Here is a 26761-nt window from a genome sequence, read left to right as displayed (position 1 = left end):
ACATCCTTACGGTTATTTTTCAATTCCCGGACAGCTCCGGTACGAAGGAATGAACCTATTTTACGAGGGCAACAATTTTCTGTGCTCCATCGGCCATGGAATCAGCAGGAACGATATTCAGGCCGGATTCACCCAAAATACGTTTGCCCAGTTCCACGTTAGTTCCTTCAAGACGAACAACCAGCGGTTTGGTCAGGCCAAGCTGCTTCGCGGCTTCAACAACCCCGTTGGCAATGACATCACAACGCATGATACCACCGAAGATGTTAACAAAGATTCCGGCTACTTTGGCATCAGACAGAATGATCTTGAATGCTTCTGTAACTTTCTCTGTTGTTGCACCGCCCCCAACATCAAGGAAGTTGGCCGGGTCTCCACCGTAGTATTTAATGATGTCCATCGTAGCCATCGCAAGTCCCGCACCGTTAACCATACAGCCAATGTTGCCGTCAAGCGCTATGTAGCTGAGGTCGTATTTGGAAGCTTCGATTTCTTTTTCATCTTCCTCATCCAGGTCACGCAGTTCTTGAATGTCCTTGTGACGGAAGAGTGCGTTGGAGTCAAAATTGAGCTTCGCATCCAGCGCGATAACGTTTCCATCTCCGGTAACAACCAGCGGGTTGATCTCGGCAATAGAGCAATCTTTTTCGACAAATGCCTTGTACAACGCAAGCATGAACTTCACAGCTTTATTCACGAGTTCATTCGGAATATTAATGCTGTAAGCCAGTTTGCGTGCCTGGAACACTTGCAACCCGATTGCAGGGTCAACTACCTCTTTGAAAATTTTCTCAGGTGTAGCTTCAGCTACTTCTTCGATCTCTGTACCGCCTTCTTCGGAAGCCATCATAACTACACGTCCTGTAGCACGATCGACAACAACACCCACATAATACTCTTTGCGGATATCGCATCCTTCTTCAATCAGAAGACGTTTCACTTCTTTACCTTCTGGTCCTGTTTGATGGGTTACTAATACTTTGCCCAAAATTTCGGATGCATAGGCACGAACTTCCTCCGTGCTCTTTGCTACTTTCACGCCGCCGGCTTTACCCCGACCTCCTGCGTGAATTTGCGCTTTAACAACAGTCACCGGACTGCCCAGTGCCTCTGCGGCCGCAACCGCTTCATCGACTGTATAAGCAACCTTTCCGTTTGGAACGGTAACTCCATACTGTTTCAGTACTTCTTTTCCTTGATATTCATGGATATTCATTCTCGAATCCTCCTATCAACATGACTGCAACAAGGCGGGCTGGTAGACGAACAAAAGACATATGTTGACTATTTTCACTTAAACCCAATTCATTGTAACATGTTTTTAAAACGCTTTCCTTAAAAAAGTAATGGTTAATAGACAGCTTTTTGATATGGATATGATCCCTTTTTGTGAATGCTTGGATATATATGGGAAAAACCTTAGCCGAATAGACTAAGGTTCTGCCTCCCATGGAGACTTTTATTATTATTTTTTGGCGGTATTCATATTCGTTTCATGAACTTTCTCAAGCAAGCCCTTAAACTGTCCCAGCAACGTTTCGAACTCTGTGCTGTTCAAGCAAGCATCTCCCTGAATGGCTTCAGGTATGGATAATGCTTTATTCTTAAGCTCACGTCCCGCATCGGTTAGTGTAATCATCACTTTACGTTCGTCTTGTGCAGAGCGCTCACGATGGATGAACCCAGCCGATTGCAAACGTTTGAGAAGAGGCGTCAGCGTGCCTGAGTCCAGGTATAGAGCCTCACCAATCTCCTTCACCGTACATTCCTGCCGCTCCCACAATACCATTAAAACCAGATATTGAGAGTACGTTACACCAAGCACCTCCAAATAGGGCTGGTACAATTTTGTGATTTCACGTGAACAAGCGTATATGGCGAAGCATAATTGATTATCTAGCTTTAAACGGTCTGTCTGCATGTTATCTGTCTCACCTGCCTAATATACTTTAAATTACTTATTTTAGGGCTTAAATATACTTCTCTACCATTGTTTATGGCGATTGGAGTTTCCCTTCTTTCTATCTTATCACAAAATAGATAAAAAGAAGAATAATTGAGCACAAATTATTTCATCCCACCATTAAATCACGTTAAATTAAGTTGCATAAAATATAATTATAAGTGATCAAGTATAACAAAGCAATTGATTTACTTCTATAACTTCGAAAAGGAAATCTCAGGAATATGGGAAACTTATGGTAGCACATTCATGCCGGGTTGACGCTCTGATTCCTTTTATATAAAATGCTAGTAGAAGCTGAGGAAGCACCTTAATTCGAGACTGGCTCGCCATGCGCGAAGCCTACAATTCGAGTGAGGTGTTTCTTTGTTATGTATGGAAAATTGTATAGCTCATGTCTATACGGAATTGACGGCGTATTAATTGAGGTGGAAACCGATTTATCCAATGGGTTACCCCTGACTTCTATTATCGGACTGCCTGATTCGGCAATCAGAGAAGCCGTGGAACGGGTTCGTGCAGCAATTAAAAACTGCGGTTATCAGTATCCTTTGCAGCGCATTACAATTAATCTGGCCCCCGCTGACTTGCGCAAGGAAGGTTCTTCCTTTGATCTTGCTATTGCAATCGCTCTACTTACGACCAGCGGACAGGTCGTTCTGCCTCCACATGAACGCACTTTGGTACTCGGGGAGCTGGCTCTGGATGGCTCGATTCGGCCTGTGCCGGGCATTTTATCCATGGTTGACCTAGCTAAAAGGCAAGGATTCACCTCTGTTCTTCTTCCTTATGAAAATGTGGCAGAGGCTTGTCTGATCCGCGACATCGGAATTTATGGGATTCGCCACTTGAAGGATCTGGCTCCTGATTCCACGAATACATCTCAAAGTTTAAAGTCCAGCATAGCCTGGGAAGCAACAAAAGCAGGGCCTCTCATTTTAAGGGACTACAGTCATCTGCGTATCTCGGGTTTGTCAGGTGGACATTTAACTCAAGGGAGAAAGACCTGCTCTTTCTCATCCGAAGACTACAGTGATGTGCTCGGACAACACCACGTCAAACGAGCACTGATGATTGCCGCTGCCGGAATGCATAATATTATGCTGGTCGGCCCGCCTGGTACGGGTAAAACGATGCTGATCAAACGACTGCCCACAATTTTGCCTCCTTTGTCGGAAGAAGAAGCGTTGGAAGTAACTAAAGTGTTAAGTGCGGCAGGACATTTAAAAGAAGCCCCTCAAGGACTGATTGCAGACAGACCCTTTCGGTCACCTCATCATACGATATCCACCTCCGGCTTGATTGGAGGTGGCGGCATTCCAAAGCCAGGCGAAGTTAGTCTCGCTCATCGCGGAATTTTGTTTCTGGATGAACTACCGGAGTTCCAGCGTCAGGTTCTTGAAGTACTAAGACAACCGCTTGAAGATCAGACGGTTACAATCAGTCGGGCAAGAGCTGCGTTCACATTTCCTGCACAATTCATGCTGGCCTGTTCGATGAATCCTTGTCCCTGCGGTTATCTGTCGGCTCAGGCGGAGGACCAGCGTTGTATCTGCAGTCCAGCACGCGTTGCAGCATACCGGGCGAAAATTTCCGGCCCACTGCTGGATCGTATCGATCTGCAAGTCGAAGTCCCGCCGCCAGGAGATTGGCGTATGGCTGGCACGTCTCCTTCATCTGCCGAGATGCAGTCCAAAGTGATGGCTGCCCATTCTATTCAGGCCAAACGGTACATGAACCGTTCAGTGCGCTGGAACAGTCAGCTCTCTGGCACATTTTTACGGAAGACAATACATCTCCCTCGTGAAGCAGAGCAGTTATTGGATCAAACGATACAGATACTGAACCTGAGTATGCGTGCCCATGACCGAATTATGAAAATGGCTCAAACCATTGCTGATTTGGATCATGAAGGTAAGATTTTGACTGCCCATGTGGCGGAAGCGATCCAGTATCGCCAATTAGATTTGAGTTTATTTTGATGCTGATGTTCAGCTACTAAATAAAGCCGTATAAGAACTCTTTTTGCATAAGTAATGAAGAGTACCTATACGGCCTGGATGACATGAAGAATCACTTTCAAAAATGAGCCCGCAGGTAAACGTGATCATAAGATGTCCATCTCCAGCACTTTTCCTTTTGGTTTGAGCTTCCAATGAGTAGATTCTATTGCAAATAAAAAAGACCACATGAATGTGGTCTCTAATCATTTTTTATTCAAATAAAGTTAGCTTATCCCTGGCAGGGGTACGCTCTTTCGCTGATGGAATGACGTCCGGATAACCCATATAGATCATGCCAATTATTTTTTCTCCAGCCTTGATGCCAAGTGACTTTCGAAACTTGGGTGCATATAAAAATGGTTTGGTTACCCAAAACGTACCAATCTTTTCACTCCATGCTGCGAGCATAAAGTTCTGGACCATAGCACTGACCGCGGCAAAGTCCTCATCCCAAATCGCTTGTCTCGGGTCTTCCTCCAGAACGACCAGTAAAACGGCAGGTACCTGCTGTACACTGGACGAATATTTGTTGTCCTCGCCCATCTCGGCTTCAATGGCCTCTGCGAGCTTTTTGCGTCCTTTGCCATTGAACAATACAAATCTCCATGGCTCACGCAATTTATGGTTAGGCGCCCAAACGGCTGTATCCAGCAAATCGATGATCTGCTCTGTTGGAACAGGATCTTTTTTGAATTTTTTGACGGTGCGGCGATTCTCGATCGCATGGCGGACTTCGTTGTTCGTCTCCTTCGTTTTACCCATGGGTCATGCCTCCCTTTCCAAATAGTACACGTCAGGTTACAGCTTTCATTATACACCCTTCTGCTGAGAAGATTCAAAGAAAGGCAGATAACAAAAACTCCATTTTATTTTCGCTTTTTCTGTGAAATTCAATCTGACATGTTGAATTTCATATTGAAATAGGGAAAAACTTTGGATTATTTTAGGATGCGGATCAAAACGGATCGAATAAAAAAAGATGAACTATAGACAGTAGACTTGTCTAAAAGCTCATCCTCTTATCGTTTAACTCCAAGTTAAAATGCATTCTCCAGATGATTTACGGAGATAATCTCCCCTAGATTATTAATTATCACGCCAATTACGTCAAATCGAATCTGACGGCTATGTTCTCCGCTCATTTGCATATAAACTGCTGCCGTGGAACGCACCTGTAGCATTTTGCGCTGATCGACAGACTCTTGCGGGGTACCGAACCCTGAATTGGAACTTCGGCTTCGAACCTCAACAAAAATCAACAACTCTTCAAAAGATGCGATAATGTCCACCTCACCACTACGGCAACGCCAGTTCTGCTGCAGGATACAATACCCCTGTTCCAATAACCAGCGGCAAGCTTCATCTTCGCCGATCTTTCCCTTTTGCTGACGAGTCAGCTTGCCTTCCGGCTTCCGTCCAGATCCCCGTTCTACCATGATTCGTCATCTCTACGGCCGGAGGCAAGCCGATCGGCTCGATAAACATAAGTAAGTACTTCTGCCACCAGCTGATACAGTTCTGCCGGGATCTGTTCATCCAAATCCAGTTTGGAGAGCACTTCCACAAGTGCCGCATCCTCCTGTACGGGTACGCCATTTTCTTTCGCTTTGTCCAGAATGGCTTCAGCTACTTTGCCACGACCTTTGGCTACGACGACAGGTGCTTCACTTTCCCCTGGAACATATTTCAGCGCAACTGCTTTTTTAGATAACAGGTCCGGCTGCGGTGATTCCTCCTTCATACCTTGAAATCCACCCCTTTGTATCGCTCCGGGCTATAATCTGCTGCTGTCATCTTACGCTCCATGCCGTGCTCCTGCCCTGCAGGCCAAGGTTCTGCTCGGAAGGTCAACAACTTATATCCAAGCTTGTCGAGTGATTGATGGATCACTTCACGTCCACTTTCCAAAATTGCTCCCATTTCCTCACGATCATTAAGCACTCGCAAGCTGACAATATTATTTACTACATGTACATCGACAAGGGTATGTCCCAGGCTTTTCATGTCCAGATCAAACAGCAAACGGCAATTGGACGCGTCGAGTTCTCCGCGCTGACCGCGGCGTGACTGAATCTGCACAGAAGCCGTCTGTTCTCCATCCGGACCCGTGATGGGGATAAACCAGTGCATCTGTGCAAACGCTGCACCGCGATCCGTTGTAAGCAATAACTGCTGACCTGTCAGATATTGAACAGCTTGATTGGCGGCATCTTTCAGCGCCGCCGGAGCACTGTCGCTGCTGGCAAGCTGCAGCAGCAAGCCCTTGAGCGAGTCCGCGTTTGCCGGACTCGCTGCCTCGCCCACGCGCGACTGCATCGCCGCGCCGTGAACGGCCTGCTGCTCGTGCTCCGCACCGAGCAGCTTCAGCACGCGCCCCACCCACGGGTCTCCCCCGTGGGTGACAGGCGCGCGCGCTGCCGCCGCTCCCGCAGGTGCGGCGGCAACACCGCCAGCCGGCGGCGCATCAGCGCCGGCTGGCAAGGGCTGCGGCGAGCCTGCGGCAGCCGCAGCCGTCTGGCCGCCCTGCTGCGCAGCAGGGGCGGCCTGAGCTGCCGCGCCCGGCTGTGCCGGTGCGGCAGTGGACGCGCTGCGCAGCGCGTCCAGCAGCGCCAGCAGCTTCGGCGCCAGCTGGGCTGGCGTAGGCGCCGCGGGCGCTGCTTGCCCTGCTGCGGACGGCGTCGCCGCAGCAGGGGTGTCTGTGCGGCCGTCTGCACGTACGGCCGCACCTTCTGGCTGGCCCGCACTTGCACGGCCAGCCGCAGCTTCTGCCGTCCCCGGTGTACCCGGGCGGCTCACGGCCTGGCCCGCATCGGTAGCACGCGGGCCCTCGCCTGGTATTCCGGTACCCGCCGGAATACCAGCATTTCCTTTGCCAGCTGTCTCAACCTGGCTGGCAACATTCTTCGCAGCAGCCTCAGCCCCTGTCTGTCCACCATTCGCCTGGCCTGCATTCAGCGGCACGTTACCTTTGGCTTGTTGCCCCTGGTCTGATGCCGTACCTTCAGCAGCATCTGTAGTCACTCCTGCACCCGCCGCTGGAGTGGTCTGAACCTGATTCGGCTGTGACGCTACAGGAGAGGCTACGGGTATTCCGACTCCTGGCCTGCTCACATTTACCGCTGGCGCTCCCTCTTCTGGCTGAACGGCAACATTAGTAAAATTTCCAGAAGCTCCCGCCTGTCCTGTTGCTGTTCCTGCTTTGGACCCTGCCGCTGCTTCTCCACCAGGAACCGGTTTGCCTGACGCCTGAGCCAGCAATGACTCAAGTTGATCCGCAAGACCACTTAACAACTGATGCAAAGGTGGTCCAAATACTGTCTGATGTAATCCTTTCACCGTTTCTGCTGTAACAGGCAGGCCCCGCTGAAAAGCAATCCCTGTCGCCTGTACCCATTCCTCCACAGGCACTTGTACAGGTTTGGCTGACATCATATTTTGCACCATGGCTACATTATCCTTAGTCAGCGGAAGCCCACTGCGTTGCATGGCAAGGAGTAGTTCCCGATTGTCTTTGGTATCAGTCAGGCCAACCTCTTGCAATAAATTATTAAATGAAGCCTGCGGTATTTCTGCAAGCGAACCCGCAACAGGTTTCATTACGGTTATACCATTTTCTCCAGGAGGCTGAACCTGTAGAAGTGTCGTCTCACCAGGACGGAGCGGAGTCTCCAATTTAGCACGCACTTGCACACCTTGAATCTGGAGTACAGCCTCTCCTCCATCATCCGATACACTGACAACAGAGCCGCGAACGACCTGGCCTTCCTTAAGTTCAAGAGCCTTGGCATTTCCGGGTTTATTGTCTCCCATTAGACCACGAATCATCGAGCTGATATTCAACGCGTCCCCTCCTTTCCGTTTCCTTTCAGTTAAAACAACGTTTGCTGTTCACCAAGTAAATTACCGAGGAAGCTACGTCGATGCATCGGAGTTGCCCCAAGGGCCATAATCCGTTCCCGATGAAATTGTGTTGCGTAGCCTTTATGTACCGAAAGACCATATTCCGGATATAATGTATCCCATTCTTCCTTGCACAGCCGATCTCTCGTTACCTTGGCAACAATTGAAGCAGCTGCGATAGATTGGCTGTTTGCATCCCCTTTAATGATTGACAATTGCGGTATATTCACATCTACCTTTTCAGCATCCACCAGCATGTAATGAGGCGTTACATCAAGTGCCTCTACCGCACGTTTCATCGCCAGTCTCGCGGCTTGCTTAATATTCAGACGATCGATTGTTTCCGCATCCGCATATCCTACCCCTACAGCCAGCGCATTTTCCATAATGATGTCATACAACATATCACGCTTTTTTTCGGAAAGCTTTTTGGAATCATTGACCCCTTCCAAAATCAACCCTTGGGGCAGGATCACAGCCGCCGCTACGACATCTCCAAACAAACATCCGCGTCCCACTTCATCGATTCCTACAATATATTCAAACCCGCTGCCCCAATACTCCCGCTCATACAACAACAAATCCTTGGGTTCGCTAGCTTCTTTTTTCTTTTTCTTCGTCTTGCGCTGCTGATCTGGCAGTACAAGCTCCGGCATTTCATGGTTAGCTGTCATTCTGTTCATCTCCCTCACCCATGCTCCATTCAACGGTGTAATCCCATGTAATATATAATTAGACGTAGACATCGCATCTTTGTTCTGCTTAACTGTATTCCTGTACAAGTTTCAAGTTAGAACTGTTATTAAACAAAGATCCTGATGTCTTCATTTATCGGTTGTTATTAAGGTAAATTGAATACATACAAACTCATGTTCTGCAATTTTGAGCCACCATTTATCATATCATGATTTCAGGAGACCTCCCATACTGTACAAACAATTCCACCAAGCATACTTTAATTCATTTTTTTACCAGTAGAATAACCGTTTTCGTATGCTGTTTCGCCTTCAAACACAAAAATGACCGTTCCCGGTAACCCGGTAACGGCCGCTTCTTTCGGCTCTTGTGGAACTTTTTTTTAGTAAGGAGCTTCCATTGAGAAACGTCCCATCTTACCCGCACGTAATTCCCTTAGAAATGCTCGTGATGCCTTCTCCAAATCGATACGTCCACCGCTGATTACACACCCACGAACTCGGCCGACCTGCTCCATAATAGCAATTACACTGTCTGAATCGTCTGCATCTCTGGAGAATTCCTGGAGACCATATCTCTCTTCCAGCGCGTCCCAATAGTAACGCATCAGATAACTAATTCCAAAAAACGCAATATCTTCTGCATTCAGAATTTCTTCTTTGATCGCACCTGTTACAGCAAGACGGTATCCCACATTTTGATCTTCAAATTTCGGCCACAGAATACCCGGTGTATCCAGCAATTCCATTTCCTTGCCGACTTTGATCCATTGCTGGCCTTTCGTTACACCTGGACGGTCTCCCGTTGCTGCAATGCTCCGCCCAGCCAAACGATTGATCAATGTAGATTTACCTACGTTGGGAATACCGACAATCAACCCTCGAACGGCTCGGGGATTAATGCCTTTGGCCAATTGACGATCAATCTTTTCCTTAAGAATAAGTCTTGCCTGAGCAGGAATATCTTTGACATTGGTCCCCGTCGAAGCATCCACAGGAAAAGCGGTAATGCCTTCTTTTTTAAAATAGTCAATCCACTCTTGGGTCACTTTGGCATCCGCCAAATCCGACTTGTTGAGCAAAATCATGCGGGGTTTATCCATCAGAATCTCGTCAATCATCGGATTTCGGCTGGAGACAGGCAGACGGGCATCCAATAGTTCGATGACCACGTCAATGAGCTTCAACTTGTCCTGAATCTGGCGTCTGGCTCGGGTCATATGACCTGGAAACCATTGTATCGTCACCTTGTCTTCACCTCATTTAATACATACTTTGAATCTTAGTGGTTAATCCACTTAATCTCTCCAACTGGCCAGAAAATAACATCCGCACGGCCAATAATATCCTTCAGCGATACATAACCAATCATCCGGCTGTCCGTACTGTTCGGTCGATTATCCCCCATTACAAATACATGACCCGGCGGCACTTTGCCATCAGGGAATTGTTCATTCGGAAAATCCTTCACATTATATGTTCCACCATTCGCTTCAGCAGCATCGATTGCACCTTGGATATAGGTCTCGTTAACCTTTTGTCCGTTAACTGTTACCGTATCACCTTGAACCTGCACCGTATCTCCAGCCACTGCAATGACACGTTTAATGAAATCTCGTCCTTCCGAAGGTACATGGAAGACGATAACTTCACCACGTTTCGGCTCACGGATATCGTACAGAATCTCATTAACGATGACACGTTCTCCTGTCGAGAAATTCGGCTGCATGGACGGCCCGTCCACTACAAATGGCTTAAAAAGCAGCCAGCGAATTAAAATGACCAGTACAAGTGCAATGACAATGGCCTTCAGCCACTCGACTATTTCATTTTTCGCTTTTTTAGATCGATTATTTTTTTCTTCGGCAGGTCTGCCCTGGTCCTGTTGAACTTCTTGTTCCATTCAAGATCTTCCTCTCTTCACAGTACATGATTATAGCAGTATACATTCAGCTTTTTGCGTCTTCCCTGCATAATGGCTAGAGAAGGCAAAACCTCAACCAGTTATGTAATTCTTGCAGCCAAGCATTACAACCGTACATTGAACCACAAAATTCAAATGCCTTGGATAACTGATGTCACAATCCTCCCGGACTTTACGCCGCATATCCGCCATACCATTTTACTCGGAAGTGTACCTCCGGTTCAACTTTTCCCGGACAAAAACGAAAAGGGCTTGTCTCCAAGCCCTTCCCGGTATCCGTTATATTAACGAATTTCTTTAATTCTCGCTGCTTTACCGCGTAGTTCACGAAGATAATAAAGCTTCGCACGACGCACTTTACCACGGCGAGCCACTTCGATTCTATCGATTTTAGGGGAATGAAGCGGGAAAGCTCTTTCCACACCTACACCGTAAGAAATTTTACGAACTGTAAAAGTCTCACTGATTCCACCACCACGGCGTTTAATCACAACACCTTCGAACAATTGGATACGCTCACGAGTTCCCTCGATTACCTTAACGTGCACTTTCAAAGTGTCACCAGGACGAAAACTCGGAATATCTTTGCGAAGTTGTTCTTGTGTAATCGCTTGAACGATATTCATCTATGACTCCCTCCTTCCGTACAGGCGTTCATACTTCTTCCAGAGATCACCTTGTCTCCTTCATTATCCATAGAGGACCGCCGTATTCCACACAACAGACTTATTGTATCACGCACCATATCAAAACACAAGCAGAAATAAACAAATGATGTGATTGAATGCTGCATACGCATCCAAATTTTCTTGCTAATGGCTTACTTAAAAAGTTATGTGTAGCCAATTCCTCAGATCCTGCATAATAGGTAAAGTTTTCAGATCGATTTTAAAAAATCAACCTCTTTGCAGGATAAAATAATGTAACTTTCCATCATAGAAGATCGTCTATCATATAGTTAAAAGCTCATAAACATGGGCTACTCAACTTTTATAGAAATAGATGAATGTTAAAGGAGAACCAGGAGAAACATGAAGTACTCAAAAAAAATCTTACTAGCCGCACTTGCCTTGCTCATAAGCACCATTACACTATACGCTTATGCTGTTAATCATCCCACCGCCAACACGTTATCTCACAAGGCTTGCTCGTCTTGGAATATCGTACAACGTAAATTCTTTACGTTAACTCACTCTGACTTTTCGATGTATTCCAAGCTGGACCCTTCAAAGTTGAATATCAAACAAGGCACGGCTACGAAAGTCCCTGTACTCATGTATCATTACGTTACACCTAAAATAGACAATCACGAACCAAAGAATAAATCCATCATTGACTTGGATGTGTTCGAGCAGAATATGAAGTATTTATACGAAAACGGGTACCGAACCGTTACTCTGGCTCAGCTCGAACAATACGTAAACGGTGAAATCTCGCTACCTGAGAAATCCATTGTCATTACCTTTGATGACGGATACCAAAACAATTACACGTTGGCTTATCCCATACTCAAAAAATATCATTTCCACGCCTCCCTTTTTGTGATAGGCAGTCGAATTCAATCCAAACCGGTCACTTTTGACCCCAGTAAAAAAAGCGACATCTCCAAGCAAGAGATGGCCGCAGGAAGCGATGTATTTGAGTACAATAGCCACACCTTTAACCTGCATCACAAAGGATATTCGGTATGTGGAGACGATTTGCCCGTTACGCTGGATACCAGCTTGCTCGATCATGATATTGAACAAATCAAAAATATAGGGATCAATACGCCATATATTGCCTACCCTTATGGGTATTTCAGTGAACAGATGATATATAAACTCCATCAACATGGATATCGTATGGGCTTCACGGTTAGACCCGGATTCGTTCATCCTGGGGATGCACCTATGGTGTTACCTCGTTTAACTGTTACAAATGATACTGATCTTCCTACCCTGCTGCGAACGGGTTCCAATATACTTAGTGAGCGGTTTTAAACTAGTAATGTCTTCAACGAATTCGATCAAACCTTGATTAGATCAAAAAAGCCGAGGGTACAGTGTAAACTGTCCTCGGCTTTATCTTTTTTATTTCTTAACTTGTTCAGATCGGTATTGCTCCAGCCACTTTCGTTCTTTCTCCGTCAGATCAGCCGTCTCAAGCAGTTCCGGCCTGCGCTCCAACGTACGAATCAGAGACTGCTCTCTGCGCCAAGCCTCGATATTCAGATGATGTCCGGATAAAAGCATATCCGGTACCTTCATGCCTCTAAATTCAGGCGGACGGGTGTAATGGGGATATTCAAGCAAACCTGTACTGAAAGAATCCGTCACCGCACTTGTCTCGTTACCAAGAACACCCGGAATCAATCGTACAATGCTATCAATGGCCACCATGGCAGGAAGCTCTCCGCCCGTCAGAACATAGTCTCCAATGGATAGTTCATCCGTCACCAGAAATTCACGAATACGCTCATCATACCCCTCGTAATGACCGCAAATAAAGATCAGGTGATCCTCTTGAACCAGTTCTTCGGCTTTTTTCTGTGTAAATGTCTCACCCTGTGGACACATTAGAATAACACGTGGGGCTTTCATCGTGGCAGCTGCTTCTCCCCGTTGCTCCAGTACATCCTCTACCGCAGCAAAGATCGGGTCGGGCTTGAGCACCATGCCCCCACCTCCGCCATATGGCGCATCATCCACAGTGTTATGTTTATTGGTTGCGTAATTACGGAAATTGGTAGCCCCCAGTGAAACAAGCCCCTTTGCCTGTGCTTTACTCAGTATGCTTGTACCAAACACACCGTCAAACATTTCCGGGAATAACGTCAATACATCAACCTTCATGTTACAGCAGTCCTTCCATCAGGTGAATCTTGACCTGCTTCAGTTCTACATCAACATCCAGAACGACATCATCAATCACAGGAATCAACACTTCTTTTCCAGCTGGTGTTTTGACAACCCATACATCATTCGCGCCTGGGGTCAGAATCTCTGAGATTGTTCCAAGGGTTTCTCCCTCTTCTGTGATCACAGCACATCCTACGATCTGGTGGAAATAATACTCGCCCTCATCCAGTTCAGCTAGGTTTTCCTTGGAAACCTTCGCTAGACCGCCTTTGAACTTTTCTACTTCGTTAATGTTTCCATATTCCTTCAGACGAACGACATACATATTTTTATGCAAACGAGCAGATTCCACCGTTACGAGCACCGGATGATTATCCGGAGTAAACAAAAATAACTCCGCATTTTTGGCGAAACGCACTTCCGGAAAATCAGTCAAAGGCATGATTCTCAACTCGCCGCGAATACCGTGAGTATTAACAACTTTACCTACATTCATAAACTCTGCCATACAATCCTCCTACGAAATTCAATCAAAATAAACAGGTACTTCGACTCTCGCGCAGCCGTTCCGGCGACGGTTCGTTCTTCCGATCGCTGTTACCCCCTCATTTTTTGAACTATTTTGAAAAGGTGAAAATGAGGTGATAAAGGCGAACGCTAACGCTTCTCCAGAATCGATTCCGTCCCCTCCACTGCTCCGAAGTCACTCATACCCAAAAATATTTTAATTTAATATCTAATCCAACATATTAAGTTCAGCATGCACGAAAAGGGGCTAGGACATGCATCCTAACCCCCTTTCGTATATCTTTAAGATATGATATCAACGGTAACCCGTTTATCCATCTTAACTGCTGCTGATGTGACGACCGTACGCAGAGATTTTGCGATTCGTCCCTGTTTTCCGATCACTTTCCCGACATCATCGGGATGTACCGTCAACTCATAAACGACAAGCCGGTCTTTCTCAACCGTCCGAACCGCCACATCATCCGGATGATCGACCAAAGCCTTAGCAATTATGCTTACTAATTCTTCCATAGATGACCCTCCGAATCAGCACCTTATTTAGATAATTTAGACTCGTGGAATTTCTTCATCACGCCCGCTTTGCTCAGCAAGTTGCGGACAGTGTCGGATGCTTGCGCACCGTTTTGAAGCCATTGCAATGCTTTATCTTCATCGATCTTAACAACAGCCGGTTGTTCAACCGGGTTGTAGTAACCGATCTCCTCGATAAAACGACCGTCACGTGGGGAACGGGAATCCGATACCACTACGCGGTAGAAAGGAGCTTTGTGAGCACCCATACGTTTCAGACGAATACGAACTGCCATTTGAAAATTCACCTCCTTCAATGAAATCTGGTTCTTATGCAGCCTTACATTCAATCAACGGAAAGGAAACTTCATTCCTTTGCCAAGACCTTTCAACTGCTTCATCGCTTTGTTCTTGCCGCCTTTAGGTCCCATCATATCCGAGAACTGTTTCATCATACGCCGCATCTCGTCAAACTGTTTGATCAGACGATTTACCTCTGCGAGCGATGTACCACTTCCAGTGGCAATACGCTTCCGACGACTATGGTTAATCATGTCTGGGTTCCGTTTCTCTTCGGTTGTCATTGAATAGACAATCGCTTCGATCCGGCCCATCTGTTTGTCATCCACCTTCAGGTCTTTCGCTTGTTTCATCTTGCCCATACCCGGAATCATATCCATGATCTGGTCAATTGGTCCAAGCTTTTTCACCTGATCCATTTGCTCCAGGAAATCCTCGAACGTGAATTCTGCATTCCGCATCTTCCGTTCCATTTCCTTGGCCTTTTCGGTATCGATGTTAGATTGTGCCTTTTCAATCAGGGACAGCATGTCACCCATGCCGAGAATCCGTGAAGCCATACGTTCCGGATGGAACGGTTCAAGTGCATCAAGTTTTTCTCCGAGAGAGGCAAACTTGATCGGGCAGCCTGTGACTGCTTTGACAGATAGTGCCGCACCACCACGTGTATCTCCGTCCAGTTTGGTAAGAACAACTCCTGTCAAATCAAGCTGCTGATTAAAGTGTTCCGCCACGTTAACAGCATCTTGACCCGTCATACTGTCGACAACAAGCAAGACTTCATCCGGATTCACTACGCTGTGAATCTGGCGTAATTCTTCCATCAGTTCTTCATCGACATGCAATCGTCCCGCTGTATCAACGATAACATAATCGTTTCCGTTGTCTTTGGCATGTTGCAGACCTTGACGCGCAATCTCCACAGGGCTTGTCTGATCACCTAGTGTAAACACAGGCGCCTTAATCTGTTCTCCTAACACTTGTAGCTGTTTGATCGCAGCAGGACGATAAATGTCACCCGCAATCAACAATGGTCTGCTATTTTGCTTTTGCAGCATCTTCGCCAATTTACCGGAAGTAGTCGTTTTACCCGCACCCTGTAAACCAACCATCATGATTACCGTTGGTGGTTTGTTTGCCTTGGCCAGTTTGGCTTGACTTCCACCCATCAGATCCGTTAACTCTTTATTAACGATGTCAATGATGACCATTCCGGGTGTGAAGCTGTCCATCACTTCTTTGCCGACAGCTTTCTCTTTCACTTTGGCGATGAATTCCTTGACCACTTTGAAGTTTACATCCGCTTCAAGCAGTGCCAAACGCACTTCACGCATCGCTTCAGCTACGTCTTCATCAGACACCTTGCCTTTGCCGCGCAGCTTGCTGAACACATTCTGCAATCGGGTCGTTAATCCTTCAAATGCCATGATCCCACCTCCTTAAGCTTGAATACGTTTTGTTAGAACGATTCGTCCCACTTCACTGTGAACAATAGTTATTCGCTCAGTTGTGCAACGAGATCGTGTATTGGTTTGTTGTTTTCCTTGGTAACGCCAGCGCGTTCCAATGCATGTTGTAAATCTTCAAGGCAGCGGCTGCGTCTTTCATACTTCTCCAGCAAACCCAGCTTGCTTTCGTAGTTTTCAAGCACTTGCTCAGCACGCTTGATATGTTCGTATACCGCCTGGCGGCTGATCTCAAACTCGGCTGCAATTTCACCAAGTGAAAAATCATCATGAAAGTAATATTTCAGAAACGTCTGTTGTTTCTCTGTAAGCAGTGATTCATAAAAGGCAAAAAGCAAGTTAATCCGGTTTGTCTTCTCAAGCCGGTTTTCTTGACTCATATCGGGGCACTCCCTTCGTCAAGGAAAAACACTTTACACTCTTGCAACGTTCCTAATAATACCTAAAACAAATCAGGATGTCAAGCAAAAATACTTGTCACAATAAAAAGAGCTACAAACTCAGTCTATAAGAGTTCAAAAATGCCAGATTCAGGCGCTATAGACCCTTCCTTTACTCTCTTCCCTAATTCGAATGGAACTCTAATTACCGAAAACAAAATAAAAACGAATCGTCTCCATTACTAGGTAGAGACCATTCGTTAAGATAAGTAGAGACCATTCGTTGAGATAGGCAGAGACCATTCATTAACGCTTCTAACGAAGCGGTGTCAGATAGACGATGACCGCAAAGAAATGCAGTATGCTACCCGCGAGTACAAACAGATGCCAGATCGCATGGTGATACGGAAAACCTCTCCATACATAAAACAAGGTACCCAGCGTATACATCAGACCTCCTGCAACCAGTAGCACGATTCCACCTGTCGGAATAGCTACCACAAGCGGTTGCCAGGCAGTAACGATTAGCCAGCCCATCGCGATGTAGAAGATTGTGGACATAAACAGGAACTTCTTTGTAAAAAAGGCTTTGAAAATAACTCCAGCGAGAGCAATGCCCCAGATGATACCGAACAGTGTCCAGCCAAGTGTTCCTCGGACAGCAACGAATAAAAATGGCGTGTATGTCCCTGCAATAAACAGATATATGGAGGAGTGGTCAAAAAACTCAAACAAGTCTTTGGCCTTCCCCTCTTTGAGTGCATGCACGAGTGTTGAATTCGTATAAAGCATCAGCATTGTAATACCATAAATCGTAAAACTGACAACATGCCATGCCGTGCCTTTCATACTGGAAAATACAATCAACAGCACTAACGCAGCCACACTAAGCGCAGCACCAATTCCATGTGTTACAGCATTTGCGACCTCTTCACGGCGGGAATAGGTATAAGTATTGGCCATATCAACCTTCCTTTCTAACCCATGGCTATTTCGATTATCTTCCATTATACACGTATTGCCGATGACATTACACGTGAGCTCTCACATGATGCAGCGGCAATACGATAAACCTAGTTATTCATTTAAGCCCGAGATCAGGCTTGTGTATTCTCGTCTTCCGCGACCTCAGCTGACTGCTCCTGAATTAATCCGGCAAACAGCGCGTGTACAAACTGCTCGGAATCAAACTCCTGCAGATCGTCAATCTTCTCCCCGAGACCAACCAGCTTCACAGGCAAATCCAGTTCCTGCCGAATCGCAACTACGATTCCGCCTTTCGCTGTTCCATCCAGTTTTGTTAAAACTAGACCCGTCACACCACTTTTCTCTCCGAAAAGTTTAGCCTGATTCAGGGCATTCTGTCCTGTCGTTGCATCGAGCACCATCAGCACTTCATGCGGCGCGCTCGGAATCTCACGCTGAATGACACGATAGATTTTGTTGAGCTCATCCATCAAATTGCTTTTATTTTGCAAACGACCTGCCGTATCACACAGCAGTACGTCGGCCCCACGCTGTTTCGCAGCTTGGACCGCATCATACATGACAGCCGCCGGATCAGAACCGGATTGTTGCTTGATCACATCTACTCCAGCACGCTGTCCCCATACTTCAAGCTGCTCGATTGCTCCGGCACGGAACGTATCTCCCGCAGCCATAATCACTTTTTTTCCTTGCTGCTTGAAACGATGCGCCAGCTTGCCGATGGTTGTTGTTTTACCAACACCATTCACACCGACAAACAAAATGACCGTAATGCCGTCCGGATTCATTTTCAGTTCATTGTTTTGCTCACCGCGAAGCAAATCCGTCAATTTCTCAGACAACACCGGCTGCAACTCAGCCGCATCCTCAATTTTACGTTTTTTCACTTCTGCACGCAGATCTTCAATGAGATTCATGACGGTATTGACGCCTACGTCTGCCCCGATCAGAATCTCTTCGAGTTCCTCGTAGAATTCCTCGTCAATTTTTTTGCGGCGAATAACCAGATCGGTAACTTTCTCCACAAGCCCCTTACGAGTCTTTTCAAGTCCATCTTTGAACTGTTTGGTTACCGACTCCGTTTTACTTGCGATGCTGTCTCTCAGCTTTTTAAAAAAACTCATAAAGCCCCTCCATCGTGTACATGATCAAATCGTAATTGGTAATGATTTTTATAAGAAATTCAATGAGTCCTGCTTTAAGGGAGCACAACTGTCTCGATTCAATCAGGCAATTTCAGCTTCGTCATCTTCCAGTTTAACCGAAACGAGCTTAGATACTCCGCCCTCTTCCATGGTAACCCCGTACAGAACATCTGCTTCTTCCATCGTGCCCTTCCGGTGCGTAACCACAATAAATTGTGTTTGTTCAGAAAACTCACGCAAATATTGTGCAAAACGAACAACGTTGGCCTCATCCAGTGCAGCCTCTACTTCGTCCAGTACGCAGAATGGCACAGGTTTCACATGCAGAATCGCAAACAGCAGAGCCATAGCCGTTAAGGCCCGTTCTCCACCTGACAACAGCTGCAGGTTTTGCAGTTTCTTGCCTGGCGGCTGGGCTACAATATCAATCCCTGTATCAAGAAGCCTTTCAGGGTCCATCAGCACAAGATCGGCACGTCCCCCGCCAAACAGCTTCGTAAAGACGGTACCAAATTCACGGCGAATGGCATCAAACGTAAATTTGAACCGCTTGGCCATTTCATCTTCCATCTCTTTGATGACCTGATACAGTGTTGTTTTGGCTTCCACCAGATCATTCTTCTGTTCATTCAGGAACTCATACCGCTCATTCACCCGCTGGAATTCTTCAATCGCACCGAGGTTAACATCACCAAGAGCGGAGATCGCACGCTTCAGCTTCTGAACCTCTGCCTGTGTACTCTCCACATCCTCCGGTACCGGATAACGTTCTTTGGCAAGTTCATAACCCAGTTCATACTCATCTGTCAGCTTGCGCAAAATATTTTCCAGTTCAACATCCAGCCGGTTTACGGAAATTTCAGTCTGACGCATCTGCTCTTCTACCGCTTTGAGCTGTGTGCGTTGCTCCTTCGTCTCACTCTCAGCCAGCTCCAGCTTCTTCGACAATTCACTTCGCGCAGCACGTTTGAAGTCGAGCTCCTGCGAAGTCTTTGTCTTCTTCAGCTTGTACTCATTCAGATCTTCAATCTGTTTTACACTCTCGGTCTGTGTTTTCTTGAAATCAGCTTCCATTGAAGCGAGCAACGTTCGATTCTGGCGAAGATCTTTTACAAGAGAATCGACCTCACGTTCCAGCCTCCGTAGTTGCTCCTCATTTGAAAAGCGTTCCTGGTCCAGCTTACCTTCCCGCACTTTCAGTTCGGTCAGCTGAGTCTGCAATTCTTCTTTTGCAGATTCATTTGCTTTCCGAGCAAATTCTGCTGCATGAATGGCACGGTGAGTTGCTTTTTCCTCTTCCTCAAGCTGCTCGAGCTTTTTCTCAGCTTCAACTCGGGATTTGTCCAGTTCCTTGATCTCTTCGGTAAATCCACTCTTTTCCTGACCTGCCACAGCAACCTGCTCCAGCACATGGCGCAGTTCATGTTCAACCTGCTTCATCTCCATGGAGGCTTGCTGTTCGGCGTTCCGGGTATCATCACCAGACTGGCGCAACTGATCCAGCTTGTCCTGACACTGTTCTAGCTGAGCTTTGACATCGTCCACGCTACGATGCAGCTTCACAATCTGCTGCTCAGTGTCCAGAATATCCTGATCCAGTTGATCCAGTTGTCGCTTGCGACTGAGCAAACTGCCATTCTTTTTGTGCTGACTGCCGCCTGTCATGGAACCGCCAGCATTGACGACGTCCCCTTCCAGGGTCACAACACGGAAACGATATTGACAGCGTGCCGCAATTTTATTTGCAAACTCCAGTGTTTCCGCAATAATGACATTACCAAGCAAACTCCCAATAATCGAGGCATATCTTGTATCATACTGCACAAGTTCTGCGCCGATACCAACGAAACCGTCCATACCCTCAACCATCGAACGCTCTGCTGCCCCAATTGCCCGCGGGCGAATAACATCCAGTGGCAAGAAGGTAGCACGTCCCAACTGACGCTGCTTCAGGAAAGCGATAGCCTGTCTCGACACCGCCTCGTTCTCCATAACGATATGCTGCAGCGCAGCACCCATTGCTGTCTCTACTGCAAGCTCGATCTTCTCGGGAACTTTAACGAGTTCTGCTACTGCACCATGTACTCCGTTTAACGTTCCTTTTCGCGAAGCTTTGAGCACTTCTTTTACACCCAGCATGAAGCCGTCGAAATCATCCTGCATTTCTTTCATCGTGTCCCGGCGGGACACCTGTGCTTCCCGTTTTTGCTCCCATTTACGTACGGTGCTCCGGCTTTCTTCCAGAAGCTTTTGCAAAGACTGCAACCGCTCACTTTCCGATATATATCCCCCGCGCAATTCACTGATTTCCTTACCTAGCTGAACAACTTTTTTCTGGATTGCAGCCTTGCGGCTTTCCAGCGTTTCTTTCTGTTCTTCCCATTTGCCGGATTCCTCTGATGCACGGTTCATTCTGCGCTCCAGCGTTTCTTTTTGCTGGTCCACATACCGAATTTCGTTCCGAGCCTGCGCCATCTGATTCATCAGTTCCAAAAGGTTTCCCTTGAGACTTTCTTCCTGCTGCTGACTTATGCCACCCGTAACACCGATCAGCTTGGCTTCTTCCTCGGACAACCGATTTTTCACATCAGCCAGTTCCAGTTCAAGCTTGCCAAACTTCTCCCGCAAGGCAATCAGTTCAGCTTCACGCTCCCGATGTCTCTCCTCGCTCACCGCTAGCGTTTCTCTCAGTTGCTCCTGGTTCGCTTGCAGATTACGCGCACGTTCCCGAAGAAGTTCTCCATGTCCTTCGCTTTTTTCTGTTGCCTCACTGAATTGCAGCAAAGCAGCCTGAAGCTCTTCCGTCTCCGTTTCCAGCAGACGCAGGGCATTTCGATCATTTTCCAGCTTGGCATCATGTGTGGATACAATCGCAGCTAAGCCAACCTCTTCATGTTTGAGCGACTCCAGACGTTCACTCGCCTTACTCCAAGAAGCATGGATCTGTTCAATCTGATACACATACATCGAAATTTCCTTCGATTTGAGTTCAGAACGAAGCTGCTTATAATGCATAGCTTTCTCAGATTGTTCCTTAAGGGGACCAATCTGATCTTCCAGTTCAGTAACAAGATCGTGAATACGCAGCAGATTCTGCTCGGTTTCATCCAGCTTGCGTGTCGCATCCCGTTTACGAGATTTATATTTAACAATTCCTGACGCCTCTTCGAAGATTCCCCGACGATCCTCCGAACGAGTACTCAGAATTTCTTCAATTCGTCCTTGTCCAATAATCGAGTAAGCTTCTTTACCGATCCCCGTATCCATGAACAGTTCGGTTATGTCTTTCAGACGACAGGATTGTTTATTGATAAAATACTCGCTGTCTCCGCTGCGATGAACACGACGGGTTACGGTTACTTCACCAAAATCCAGGGCTAATGCATGATCCTCATTATCGAGCGTAAGCGAAACCTCTCCGTAGTTGACGGCTTTACGCGCATCGCTACCCGCAAAAATAATATCTTCCATTTTGCCGCCACGCAGTGACTTGGCACTTTGCTCCCCGAGTACCCAGCGGATACCATCAGATATATTACTTTTACCACTTCCGTTCGGACCGACAACCGCCGTAATGCCACGAACGAATTCCATTTCCGTTTTGTCGGCGAATGACTTGAATCCACCCAATTCTATTCGTTTCAGAAACATAGGGCTTCTCGTCACCTCCTCTTGCAAATTTCAAACAATGCTTGTAGCACCTAGTTAAAGATCCGAAGATTTCCTCCCGAGTCTCTTTACAAAAAAAAGAGCAAAAAGCAGTCCGGCCGTTTACTTCCGCCGGGGCGGGCCCGCGGGCTGCTCTTTGCTCTTCGTTTGTCTAAGCGTTGCCTGGTATAATTCAGGCTTCCGGAAGCTTCAGCCGTTCAAGCGCCGCAGATGCCGCCTGTTGTTCCGCCTCTTTTTTGGAACGTCCTGTACCTCGGCCAAGCCGTTCTTGACCCATATGGACTTCCGAGACAAACTCACGTTCATGGGCTGGTCCCCGCTCTTCTACGATCCGGTATTCCAGAGCCCCCATATTGTGATGCTGTGTGAGTTCCTGCAACTCTGTTTTGTAATCACTCATTTGCAGCTTGCTGCCAACAACGATTAACGGGAAAACATGCTGATCCAGAAATGCTCGCACAGGTTCAAGACCCTGATCCAAGTATAATGCACCAATAAATGATTCAAACACATCCGCTAGAAGAGCCGGGCGTGTACGTCCTCCAGTTAATTCCTCACCTTTTCCAAGAAGTACATATTGACCAAAACTAAGCGCTTCAGCAAATTTGACAAGGGAAGGTTCACAAACAATGGATGCTCGCATCTTTGTTAGTTCTCCTTCCGGACGGTTAGGATACAGATGATACAAGTACTCCGATACAGTCAACTCCAGTACAGCATCGCCCAAAAACTCAAGCCGCTCATTATCCTGATGTTGACTGAATCGGTGTTCGTTTACATAAGAAGCATGGGTAAACGCTTGTTTTAGAAGCTGCCTGTTGTCAAATTTGATTTGAAGTTTTTGTTGTAACTGCTTCAGATCTTCACTCAAACGAACTAGCCCCTTATGCTTCAAATTTTTTGAGAATGATGGTAGCATTGTGACCGCCGAATCCAAATGAATTGGACATCGCTACATTCACTTTGGTTTGACGTGGAACGTTAGGCACGTAATCCAGATCACATTCAGGGTCCTGATCCTCCAGATTAATCGTTGGAGCCAGTGTCTGATGTGTCAGGGATAATCCGCAGATTACAGCTTCCACGCCACCTGCAGCACCAAGCATATGGCCTGTCATGGATTTCGTCGAACTAACTGCCAGCTTGTACGCATGATCACCAAACGCCTTTTTGATTGCCAGTGTCTCGGAACGGTCACCAACCGGTGTTGAAGTTCCGTGTGCATTGATGTAGTCCACTTCTTCTGGATTAATGCCTGCATTGCGAAGTGCCATCGTCATGCAACGTGCTGCTCCATCTGGATCTGGTTCAGTCATATGATGCGCATCACCTGTCAGACCATAACCGATCACTTCGCCATAGATGCGTGCACCACGAGCCTGAGCATGTTCCAGAGATTCGAGAATCAGAATACCTGCACCTTCACCCATCACAAATCCGTCACGACCTGTATCAAAAGGACGGCTTGCCTTCGCAGGATCATCATTACGTGTAGACATCGCACGCATCGCACAGAAACCTGCAAGTCCTGTTGGCCTAATGGTTGCTTCAGCACCGCCGCAGATCATCGCATCTGCATCACCATTTGCAATCAACTTGAACGAATCTCCAATGGAGTGTGTTCCAGTTGCACAAGCGGTAACAACGTTGATATTGGGACCTTTGGCACCAAGTGAAATGGACATCTGTCCAGATGCCATGTTTGAAATCATCATCGGGATAAAGAATGGACTGACACGTTTAGGACCCTTTTGCAAGAGCGCGTTGTGCTGATCCTCCCAAGTTCCCAATCCACCGATACCAGAACCAATGGATACGCCAAAACGCTCTGCATCAATGTTCTCGTTGATCTTGAGACCACTGTCTTCTACGGCTTTGAAACCGGCTGCTACAGCGAACTGTACAAAACGATCCATCTTCCGTGCATCTTTTCGATCCATGTACTCTTCCGGGTTGAAATCTTTGATCTCGGCTGCAATCTGTGTCGTGTATTCACTAACATCAAACGCCTCAATCTGAGAAATTCCGGACTTTCCTGCCATTAAACTGCCCCAGAACGTTTCTAAATCTTTTCCGAGCGATGTCATTACGCCCATTCCGGTAATTACGACTCTTTGTTTCAACCGACTCACCTCTATATCGACTGCATTACGCAAGTATTTTGTGGGAATATCCGCAGACTCAGATGCGAGACGCCTTTCCAAAGATCAGCGTAGCACCCCTGTCTGCGGGATGTGAAAAACCAATGAATGATGAGAAGTCCCGCCTGTTCAAAAACAGGAGCGGGACTAAATTGACTTTAGGTATGAGATTGTATGTAGTTTACAACTTCACCTACGGTCGTAATTTTTTCTGCATCTTCATCAGAGATTTCCAAATCGAATTCATCTTCCAATTCCATGACCAATTCCACTACATCCAAAGAATCAGCACCCAAATCTTCTTTGAAAGATGCTTCAAGTGTAACTTCAGCTTCGTCTGCGCCCAAGCGGTCGACGACGATGCGTTTTACACGCTCCAATACATCGGACATCCGGTTCACCTCCTCCTTGGTATTATACGAGAATCGCAGGCAAAATGCCATAGAAGACATATGCGGCTCCCGGCCGGGGAACCCGGCCTTTTTCCGGCATTTCGGATCGTCCAGCGCCCGTTCCCCGACTGTAAGTTCAAGTCCAGGAAATTTACATGTACATGCCGCCATCGACATGCAGTGTTTGACCTGTCATATAAGATGAAGCTTCTGATGCCAGGAATGTAACCACTCCTGCAATTTCATCGGGCTGACCCAAACGGGACAACGGAATGCCACTAAGCATACCATCGACCAGCTCTTGAGACAATTCCTTTGTCATATCGGTTTCAATGAAACCTGGTGCAACACAATTCACCGTAATCCCACGAGAAGCAAGCTCTCGGGCAGAAGCCTTCGTTAAACCGATAACTCCCGCCTTGGCAGCTACGTAATTGGCTTGACCTGGATTACCCAGAACACCGACAACAGAAGAAATGTTAATAATTCTTCCTGAACGCTGCTTCATCATTGGACGTGTTACTGCTTTCAGACAGTTAAACACCCCTTTGAGATTTGTTTCGATCACCTGATCGAACTCTTCTTCTTTCATACGCATGATGAGGTTGTCCCGAGTAATTCCTGCATTGTTTACCAGAATGTCGAGATTCCCCCACGCTTCAAGTGTCGTTTTCACCATTTGCTCCGCTTCACCCATCAGACCTACATTCGCCTGAATGGTAATAGCCTGAACACCTTTTGCTCGAATCTCGTCAGCTACCGCTTCTGCAGCAGCCTGACTGCCAGCGTAGTTTACAGCCACATTCGCTCCAGCTTCTGCCAGGGCAAGCGCAATGCTACGACCGATTCCGCGGGATGCTCCGGTTACCAATGCATTTTTACCTTCTAACGGTTTAGACATAACCATTCCTCCTCTCCCTGAATCTACACAAGTAATAGTTTTGCTTATGTGATTTAATTATTTCAGATCAGTTGCGGTTGCTTCCAAGGTTTCGAGACTGTTTACATTGTATAATTTTACGGTTTTATCTGTTTTTTTAATCAAACCGGTTAATACATTGCCTGAACCAATCTCAATAAACGTATCTACACCTTGCTCAATCAGCCATGTCACACTGTCTTCCCACAAAACCGGAGAATAGACCTGAGACGTAAGCAATTCCTGAAATTGTCTATCTTCAGCAGGTCTTGCAGTTACGTTAGCTACCACAGGAACTTTTGCAGGTGAGAACGTCACTGTACTCAACTTATCGGCCAACCTATCAGCAGCACCCTTCATCAATGAAGAGTGAAACGGACCACTAACTTCAAGTGCAATTGCGCGTTTGCCACCTGCCTCTTTCACCCGTTCTGACACGGCAGCAACACCTTCTTTTACACCTGAAATAACGATTTGTCCAGGACAGTTAATGTTGGCCAGTTCAACTGCATGTCCGCTCTCTGACACTTCACGGCAAAGCACCCCCAGCGCTTCCCGATCTGCACCCAGTACAGCAGCCATCGCTCCCTGTCCCCCTGGAACTGCTTCTTCCATATATTGACCGCGCGCCCGGACAATTTGCACAGCATCCTCAAAGGATAGAACCCCTGCTGCCACTAATGCACTATATTCGCCCAAGCTATGACCTGCAGCGTAGTCTGCTTCAATCCCTTTTTCTTTGAAAGCCTCCAGCAGTGCAATACTCGCAGTGAGCAATGCCGGCTGTGTAATGGATGTCTGTTTCAGCTCCGTGTCTGGTCCTTCAAAGATCAGGTTGCTCAGCGAGAAACCTAAGGCTTCATCTGCTGTACGAAAAATAGTTGCGGCTGCAGGTACAGATTCATATGCATCCTTCGCCATACCTACTTTCTGTGATCCCTGCCCAGGAAATACAAAAGCGATTTTACCCATTTCATTCATCCTCCAGCTGTCTAG

General features: G+C 46.9%; 26 protein-coding genes. 2 read left to right on the top strand and 24 right to left on the bottom strand.

Annotated elements, in window-relative coordinates; genetic code table 11:
• Positions 1 to 55: 55 nt before the first annotated feature.
• Positions 56 to 1216: an ADP-forming succinate--CoA ligase subunit beta gene (sucC, locus tag AC1VYS_RS11100; protein ID WP_090923884.1), complete on the bottom strand. Its 1161-nt coding sequence runs from the start codon at positions 1214 to 1216 to the stop codon at positions 56 to 58.
• 249 nt (positions 1217 to 1465) lie between these two features.
• The gene (locus tag AC1VYS_RS11095; protein WP_482914282.1) at positions 1466 to 1921 is read right to left on the bottom strand and encodes a MarR family winged helix-turn-helix transcriptional regulator; all 456 of its coding nucleotides are present in this window, start codon (positions 1919 to 1921) and stop codon (positions 1466 to 1468) included.
• A gap of 413 nt (positions 1922 to 2334) precedes the next feature.
• On the opposite strand from AC1VYS_RS11095, the gene AC1VYS_RS11090 reads away from it, so the two are divergent.
• On the top strand, positions 2335 to 3945 hold the full coding sequence (locus AC1VYS_RS11090) for a YifB family Mg chelatase-like AAA ATPase (protein ID WP_482914281.1): 1611 nt from the start codon (positions 2335 to 2337) through the stop codon (positions 3943 to 3945).
• Positions 3946 to 4176: 231 nt separating this feature from the next.
• On the opposite strand, the gene AC1VYS_RS11085 is transcribed toward AC1VYS_RS11090, so the two are convergent.
• From AC1VYS_RS11085 to rplS, 8 genes are all read right to left on the bottom strand, one after another.
• Entirely contained in the window at positions 4177 to 4728 is a 552-nt protein-coding gene (locus tag AC1VYS_RS11085) for a nitroreductase family protein (protein WP_482914280.1), read from the bottom strand.
• A 275-nt stretch (positions 4729 to 5003) separates the two neighbouring features.
• On the bottom strand, positions 5004 to 5402 hold the full coding sequence (locus AC1VYS_RS11080; RefSeq protein ID WP_482914279.1) for a YraN family protein: 399 nt from the start codon (positions 5400 to 5402) through the stop codon (positions 5004 to 5006).
• Entirely contained in the window at positions 5396 to 5707 is a 312-nt protein-coding gene (locus AC1VYS_RS11075) for an EscU/YscU/HrcU family type III secretion system export apparatus switch protein (RefSeq protein WP_482914278.1), read from the bottom strand. Before AC1VYS_RS11075 ends, AC1VYS_RS11080 begins: the two co-directional genes overlap by 7 nt.
• Positions 5704 to 7806 (bottom strand): DNA ligase, encoded by a 2103-nt coding sequence (locus tag AC1VYS_RS11070; protein WP_482914277.1) that lies wholly within the window; start codon positions 7804 to 7806, stop codon positions 5704 to 5706. The genes AC1VYS_RS11075 and AC1VYS_RS11070 overlap by 4 nt, the downstream gene beginning before the upstream one ends.
• Before the next feature lie 29 nt (positions 7807 to 7835).
• Complete coding sequence (locus tag AC1VYS_RS11065; RefSeq protein ID WP_482914276.1) at positions 7836 to 8540, bottom strand: ribonuclease HII; 705 nt, start codon at positions 8538 to 8540, stop codon at positions 7836 to 7838.
• A 404-nt stretch (positions 8541 to 8944) separates the two neighbouring features.
• The gene (ylqF, locus tag AC1VYS_RS11060) at positions 8945 to 9808 is read right to left on the bottom strand and encodes a ribosome biogenesis GTPase YlqF (RefSeq protein WP_482914275.1); all 864 of its coding nucleotides are present in this window, start codon (positions 9806 to 9808) and stop codon (positions 8945 to 8947) included.
• Positions 9809 to 9843: 35 nt separating this feature from the next.
• Positions 9844 to 10464, bottom strand: a complete 621-nt coding sequence (gene lepB, locus AC1VYS_RS11055; protein WP_482914274.1) for a signal peptidase I — start codon at positions 10462 to 10464, stop codon at positions 9844 to 9846.
• A 305-nt stretch (positions 10465 to 10769) separates the two neighbouring features.
• Positions 10770 to 11111 (bottom strand): 50S ribosomal protein L19, encoded by a 342-nt coding sequence (gene rplS / locus AC1VYS_RS11050; protein WP_024630190.1) that lies wholly within the window; start codon positions 11109 to 11111, stop codon positions 10770 to 10772.
• Between the two features lie 405 nt (positions 11112 to 11516).
• Between rplS and AC1VYS_RS11045 the strand changes: the two genes are divergently transcribed.
• Complete coding sequence (locus tag AC1VYS_RS11045; protein ID WP_482914273.1) at positions 11517 to 12467, top strand: polysaccharide deacetylase family protein; 951 nt, start codon at positions 11517 to 11519, stop codon at positions 12465 to 12467.
• Between the two features lie 90 nt (positions 12468 to 12557).
• On the opposite strand, the gene trmD is transcribed toward AC1VYS_RS11045, so the two are convergent.
• The 14 genes from trmD to fabD form a co-directional block, all read right to left on the bottom strand.
• Positions 12558 to 13319 (bottom strand): tRNA (guanosine(37)-N1)-methyltransferase TrmD, encoded by a 762-nt coding sequence (gene trmD, locus AC1VYS_RS11040; protein ID WP_482914272.1) that lies wholly within the window; start codon positions 13317 to 13319, stop codon positions 12558 to 12560.
• Between the two features lies 1 nt (position 13320).
• The gene (gene rimM, locus AC1VYS_RS11035) at positions 13321 to 13833 is read right to left on the bottom strand and encodes a ribosome maturation factor RimM (protein WP_482914271.1); all 513 of its coding nucleotides are present in this window, start codon (positions 13831 to 13833) and stop codon (positions 13321 to 13323) included.
• A 302-nt stretch (positions 13834 to 14135) separates the two neighbouring features.
• A complete protein-coding gene (locus tag AC1VYS_RS11030) occupies positions 14136 to 14366 on the bottom strand; it encodes a KH domain-containing protein (RefSeq protein ID WP_123064426.1) in 231 nt (76 codons plus the stop codon).
• Between the two features lie 23 nt (positions 14367 to 14389).
• On the bottom strand, positions 14390 to 14662 hold the full coding sequence (gene rpsP, locus AC1VYS_RS11025; RefSeq protein WP_056700527.1) for a 30S ribosomal protein S16: 273 nt from the start codon (positions 14660 to 14662) through the stop codon (positions 14390 to 14392).
• A gap of 54 nt (positions 14663 to 14716) precedes the next feature.
• Entirely contained in the window at positions 14717 to 16093 is a 1377-nt protein-coding gene (gene ffh, locus AC1VYS_RS11020; RefSeq protein ID WP_482914270.1) for a signal recognition particle protein, read from the bottom strand.
• A gap of 68 nt (positions 16094 to 16161) precedes the next feature.
• A complete protein-coding gene (locus AC1VYS_RS11015) occupies positions 16162 to 16512 on the bottom strand; it encodes a putative DNA-binding protein (RefSeq protein ID WP_441929235.1) in 351 nt (116 codons plus the stop codon).
• 315 nt (positions 16513 to 16827) lie between these two features.
• Positions 16828 to 17475, bottom strand: coding sequence for a PAQR family membrane homeostasis protein TrhA (gene trhA / locus AC1VYS_RS11010; protein ID WP_482914269.1), 648 nt, complete (start codon positions 17473 to 17475; stop codon positions 16828 to 16830).
• A gap of 134 nt (positions 17476 to 17609) precedes the next feature.
• Entirely contained in the window at positions 17610 to 18623 is a 1014-nt protein-coding gene (gene ftsY / locus AC1VYS_RS11005) for a signal recognition particle-docking protein FtsY (RefSeq protein ID WP_482914268.1), read from the bottom strand.
• Between the two features lie 102 nt (positions 18624 to 18725).
• Entirely contained in the window at positions 18726 to 22295 is a 3570-nt protein-coding gene (gene smc, locus AC1VYS_RS11000; protein ID WP_482914267.1) for a chromosome segregation protein SMC, read from the bottom strand.
• Positions 22296 to 22485: 190 nt separating this feature from the next.
• Positions 22486 to 23184: a ribonuclease III gene (gene rnc / locus AC1VYS_RS10995; RefSeq protein ID WP_090923901.1), complete on the bottom strand. Its 699-nt coding sequence runs from the start codon at positions 23182 to 23184 to the stop codon at positions 22486 to 22488.
• 13 nt (positions 23185 to 23197) lie between these two features.
• Positions 23198 to 24436: a beta-ketoacyl-ACP synthase II gene (fabF, locus tag AC1VYS_RS10990; protein ID WP_441929231.1), complete on the bottom strand. Its 1239-nt coding sequence runs from the start codon at positions 24434 to 24436 to the stop codon at positions 23198 to 23200.
• 176 nt (positions 24437 to 24612) lie between these two features.
• The gene (gene acpP / locus AC1VYS_RS10985) at positions 24613 to 24846 is read right to left on the bottom strand and encodes an acyl carrier protein (RefSeq protein WP_024630176.1); all 234 of its coding nucleotides are present in this window, start codon (positions 24844 to 24846) and stop codon (positions 24613 to 24615) included.
• A gap of 151 nt (positions 24847 to 24997) precedes the next feature.
• Positions 24998 to 25747: a 3-oxoacyl-[acyl-carrier-protein] reductase gene (gene fabG, locus AC1VYS_RS10980; RefSeq protein ID WP_441929230.1), complete on the bottom strand. Its 750-nt coding sequence runs from the start codon at positions 25745 to 25747 to the stop codon at positions 24998 to 25000.
• 57 nt (positions 25748 to 25804) lie between these two features.
• Positions 25805 to 26737 (bottom strand): ACP S-malonyltransferase, encoded by a 933-nt coding sequence (gene fabD / locus AC1VYS_RS10975; RefSeq protein ID WP_482914266.1) that lies wholly within the window; start codon positions 26735 to 26737, stop codon positions 25805 to 25807.
• Between the last annotated feature and the right edge of the window lie 24 nt (positions 26738 to 26761).

This window comes from Paenibacillus sp. G34 (assembly GCF_056856875.1).
The sequence above is the reverse complement of the archived record's forward strand: the minus strand, read 5'-3'. Positions and strand labels throughout refer to the sequence as shown.

Excerpts from the sequence above, each read along its gene's own strand:
- trmD (WP_482914272.1), bottom strand. The coding sequence starts at position 13,319 with ATGAAGGTTGATGTATTGACGTTATTCCCGGAAATGTTTGACGGTGTG.
- AC1VYS_RS11030 (WP_123064426.1), bottom strand. The coding sequence starts at position 14,366 with ATGGAAGAATTAGTAAGCATAATTGCTAAGGCTTTGGTCGATCATCCG.
- rpsP (WP_056700527.1), bottom strand. The coding sequence starts at position 14,662 with ATGGCAGTTCGTATTCGTCTGAAACGTATGGGTGCTCACAAAGCTCCT.
- AC1VYS_RS11095 (WP_482914282.1), bottom strand. The coding sequence starts at position 1,921 with ATGCAGACAGACCGTTTAAAGCTAGATAATCAATTATGCTTCGCCATA.
- ftsY (WP_482914268.1), bottom strand. The coding sequence starts at position 18,623 with ATGAGTTTTTTTAAAAAGCTGAGAGACAGCATCGCAAGTAAAACGGAG.
- smc (WP_482914267.1), bottom strand. The coding sequence starts at position 22,295 with ATGTTTCTGAAACGAATAGAATTGGGTGGATTCAAGTCATTCGCCGAC.
- acpP (WP_024630176.1), bottom strand. The coding sequence starts at position 24,846 with ATGTCCGATGTATTGGAGCGTGTAAAACGCATCGTCGTCGACCGCTTG.
- trhA (WP_482914269.1), bottom strand. The coding sequence starts at position 17,475 with ATGGCCAATACTTATACCTATTCCCGCCGTGAAGAGGTCGCAAATGCT.
- AC1VYS_RS11080 (WP_482914279.1), bottom strand. The coding sequence starts at position 5,402 with ATGGTAGAACGGGGATCTGGACGGAAGCCGGAAGGCAAGCTGACTCGT.
- AC1VYS_RS11045 (WP_482914273.1), top strand. The coding sequence starts at position 11,517 with ATGAAGTACTCAAAAAAAATCTTACTAGCCGCACTTGCCTTGCTCATA.
- AC1VYS_RS11075 (WP_482914278.1), bottom strand. The coding sequence starts at position 5,707 with ATGAAGGAGGAATCACCGCAGCCGGACCTGTTATCTAAAAAAGCAGTT.
- AC1VYS_RS11065 (WP_482914276.1), bottom strand. The coding sequence starts at position 8,540 with ATGACAGCTAACCATGAAATGCCGGAGCTTGTACTGCCAGATCAGCAG.
- rplS (WP_024630190.1), bottom strand. The coding sequence starts at position 11,111 with ATGAATATCGTTCAAGCGATTACACAAGAACAACTTCGCAAAGATATT.
- AC1VYS_RS11015 (WP_441929235.1), bottom strand. The coding sequence starts at position 16,512 with ATGAGTCAAGAAAACCGGCTTGAGAAGACAAACCGGATTAACTTGCTT.
- AC1VYS_RS11090 (WP_482914281.1), top strand. The coding sequence starts at position 2,335 with ATGTATGGAAAATTGTATAGCTCATGTCTATACGGAATTGACGGCGTA.
- fabD (WP_482914266.1), bottom strand. The coding sequence starts at position 26,737 with ATGGGTAAAATCGCTTTTGTATTTCCTGGGCAGGGATCACAGAAAGTA.
- AC1VYS_RS11085 (WP_482914280.1), bottom strand. The coding sequence starts at position 4,728 with ATGGGTAAAACGAAGGAGACGAACAACGAAGTCCGCCATGCGATCGAG.
- lepB (WP_482914274.1), bottom strand. The coding sequence starts at position 10,464 with ATGGAACAAGAAGTTCAACAGGACCAGGGCAGACCTGCCGAAGAAAAA.
- fabG (WP_441929230.1), bottom strand. The coding sequence starts at position 25,747 with ATGTCTAAACCGTTAGAAGGTAAAAATGCATTGGTAACCGGAGCATCC.
- rimM (WP_482914271.1), bottom strand. The coding sequence starts at position 13,833 with ATGGCAGAGTTTATGAATGTAGGTAAAGTTGTTAATACTCACGGTATT.
- sucC (WP_090923884.1), bottom strand. The coding sequence starts at position 1,216 with ATGAATATCCATGAATATCAAGGAAAAGAAGTACTGAAACAGTATGGA.
- ffh (WP_482914270.1), bottom strand. The coding sequence starts at position 16,093 with ATGGCATTTGAAGGATTAACGACCCGATTGCAGAATGTGTTCAGCAAG.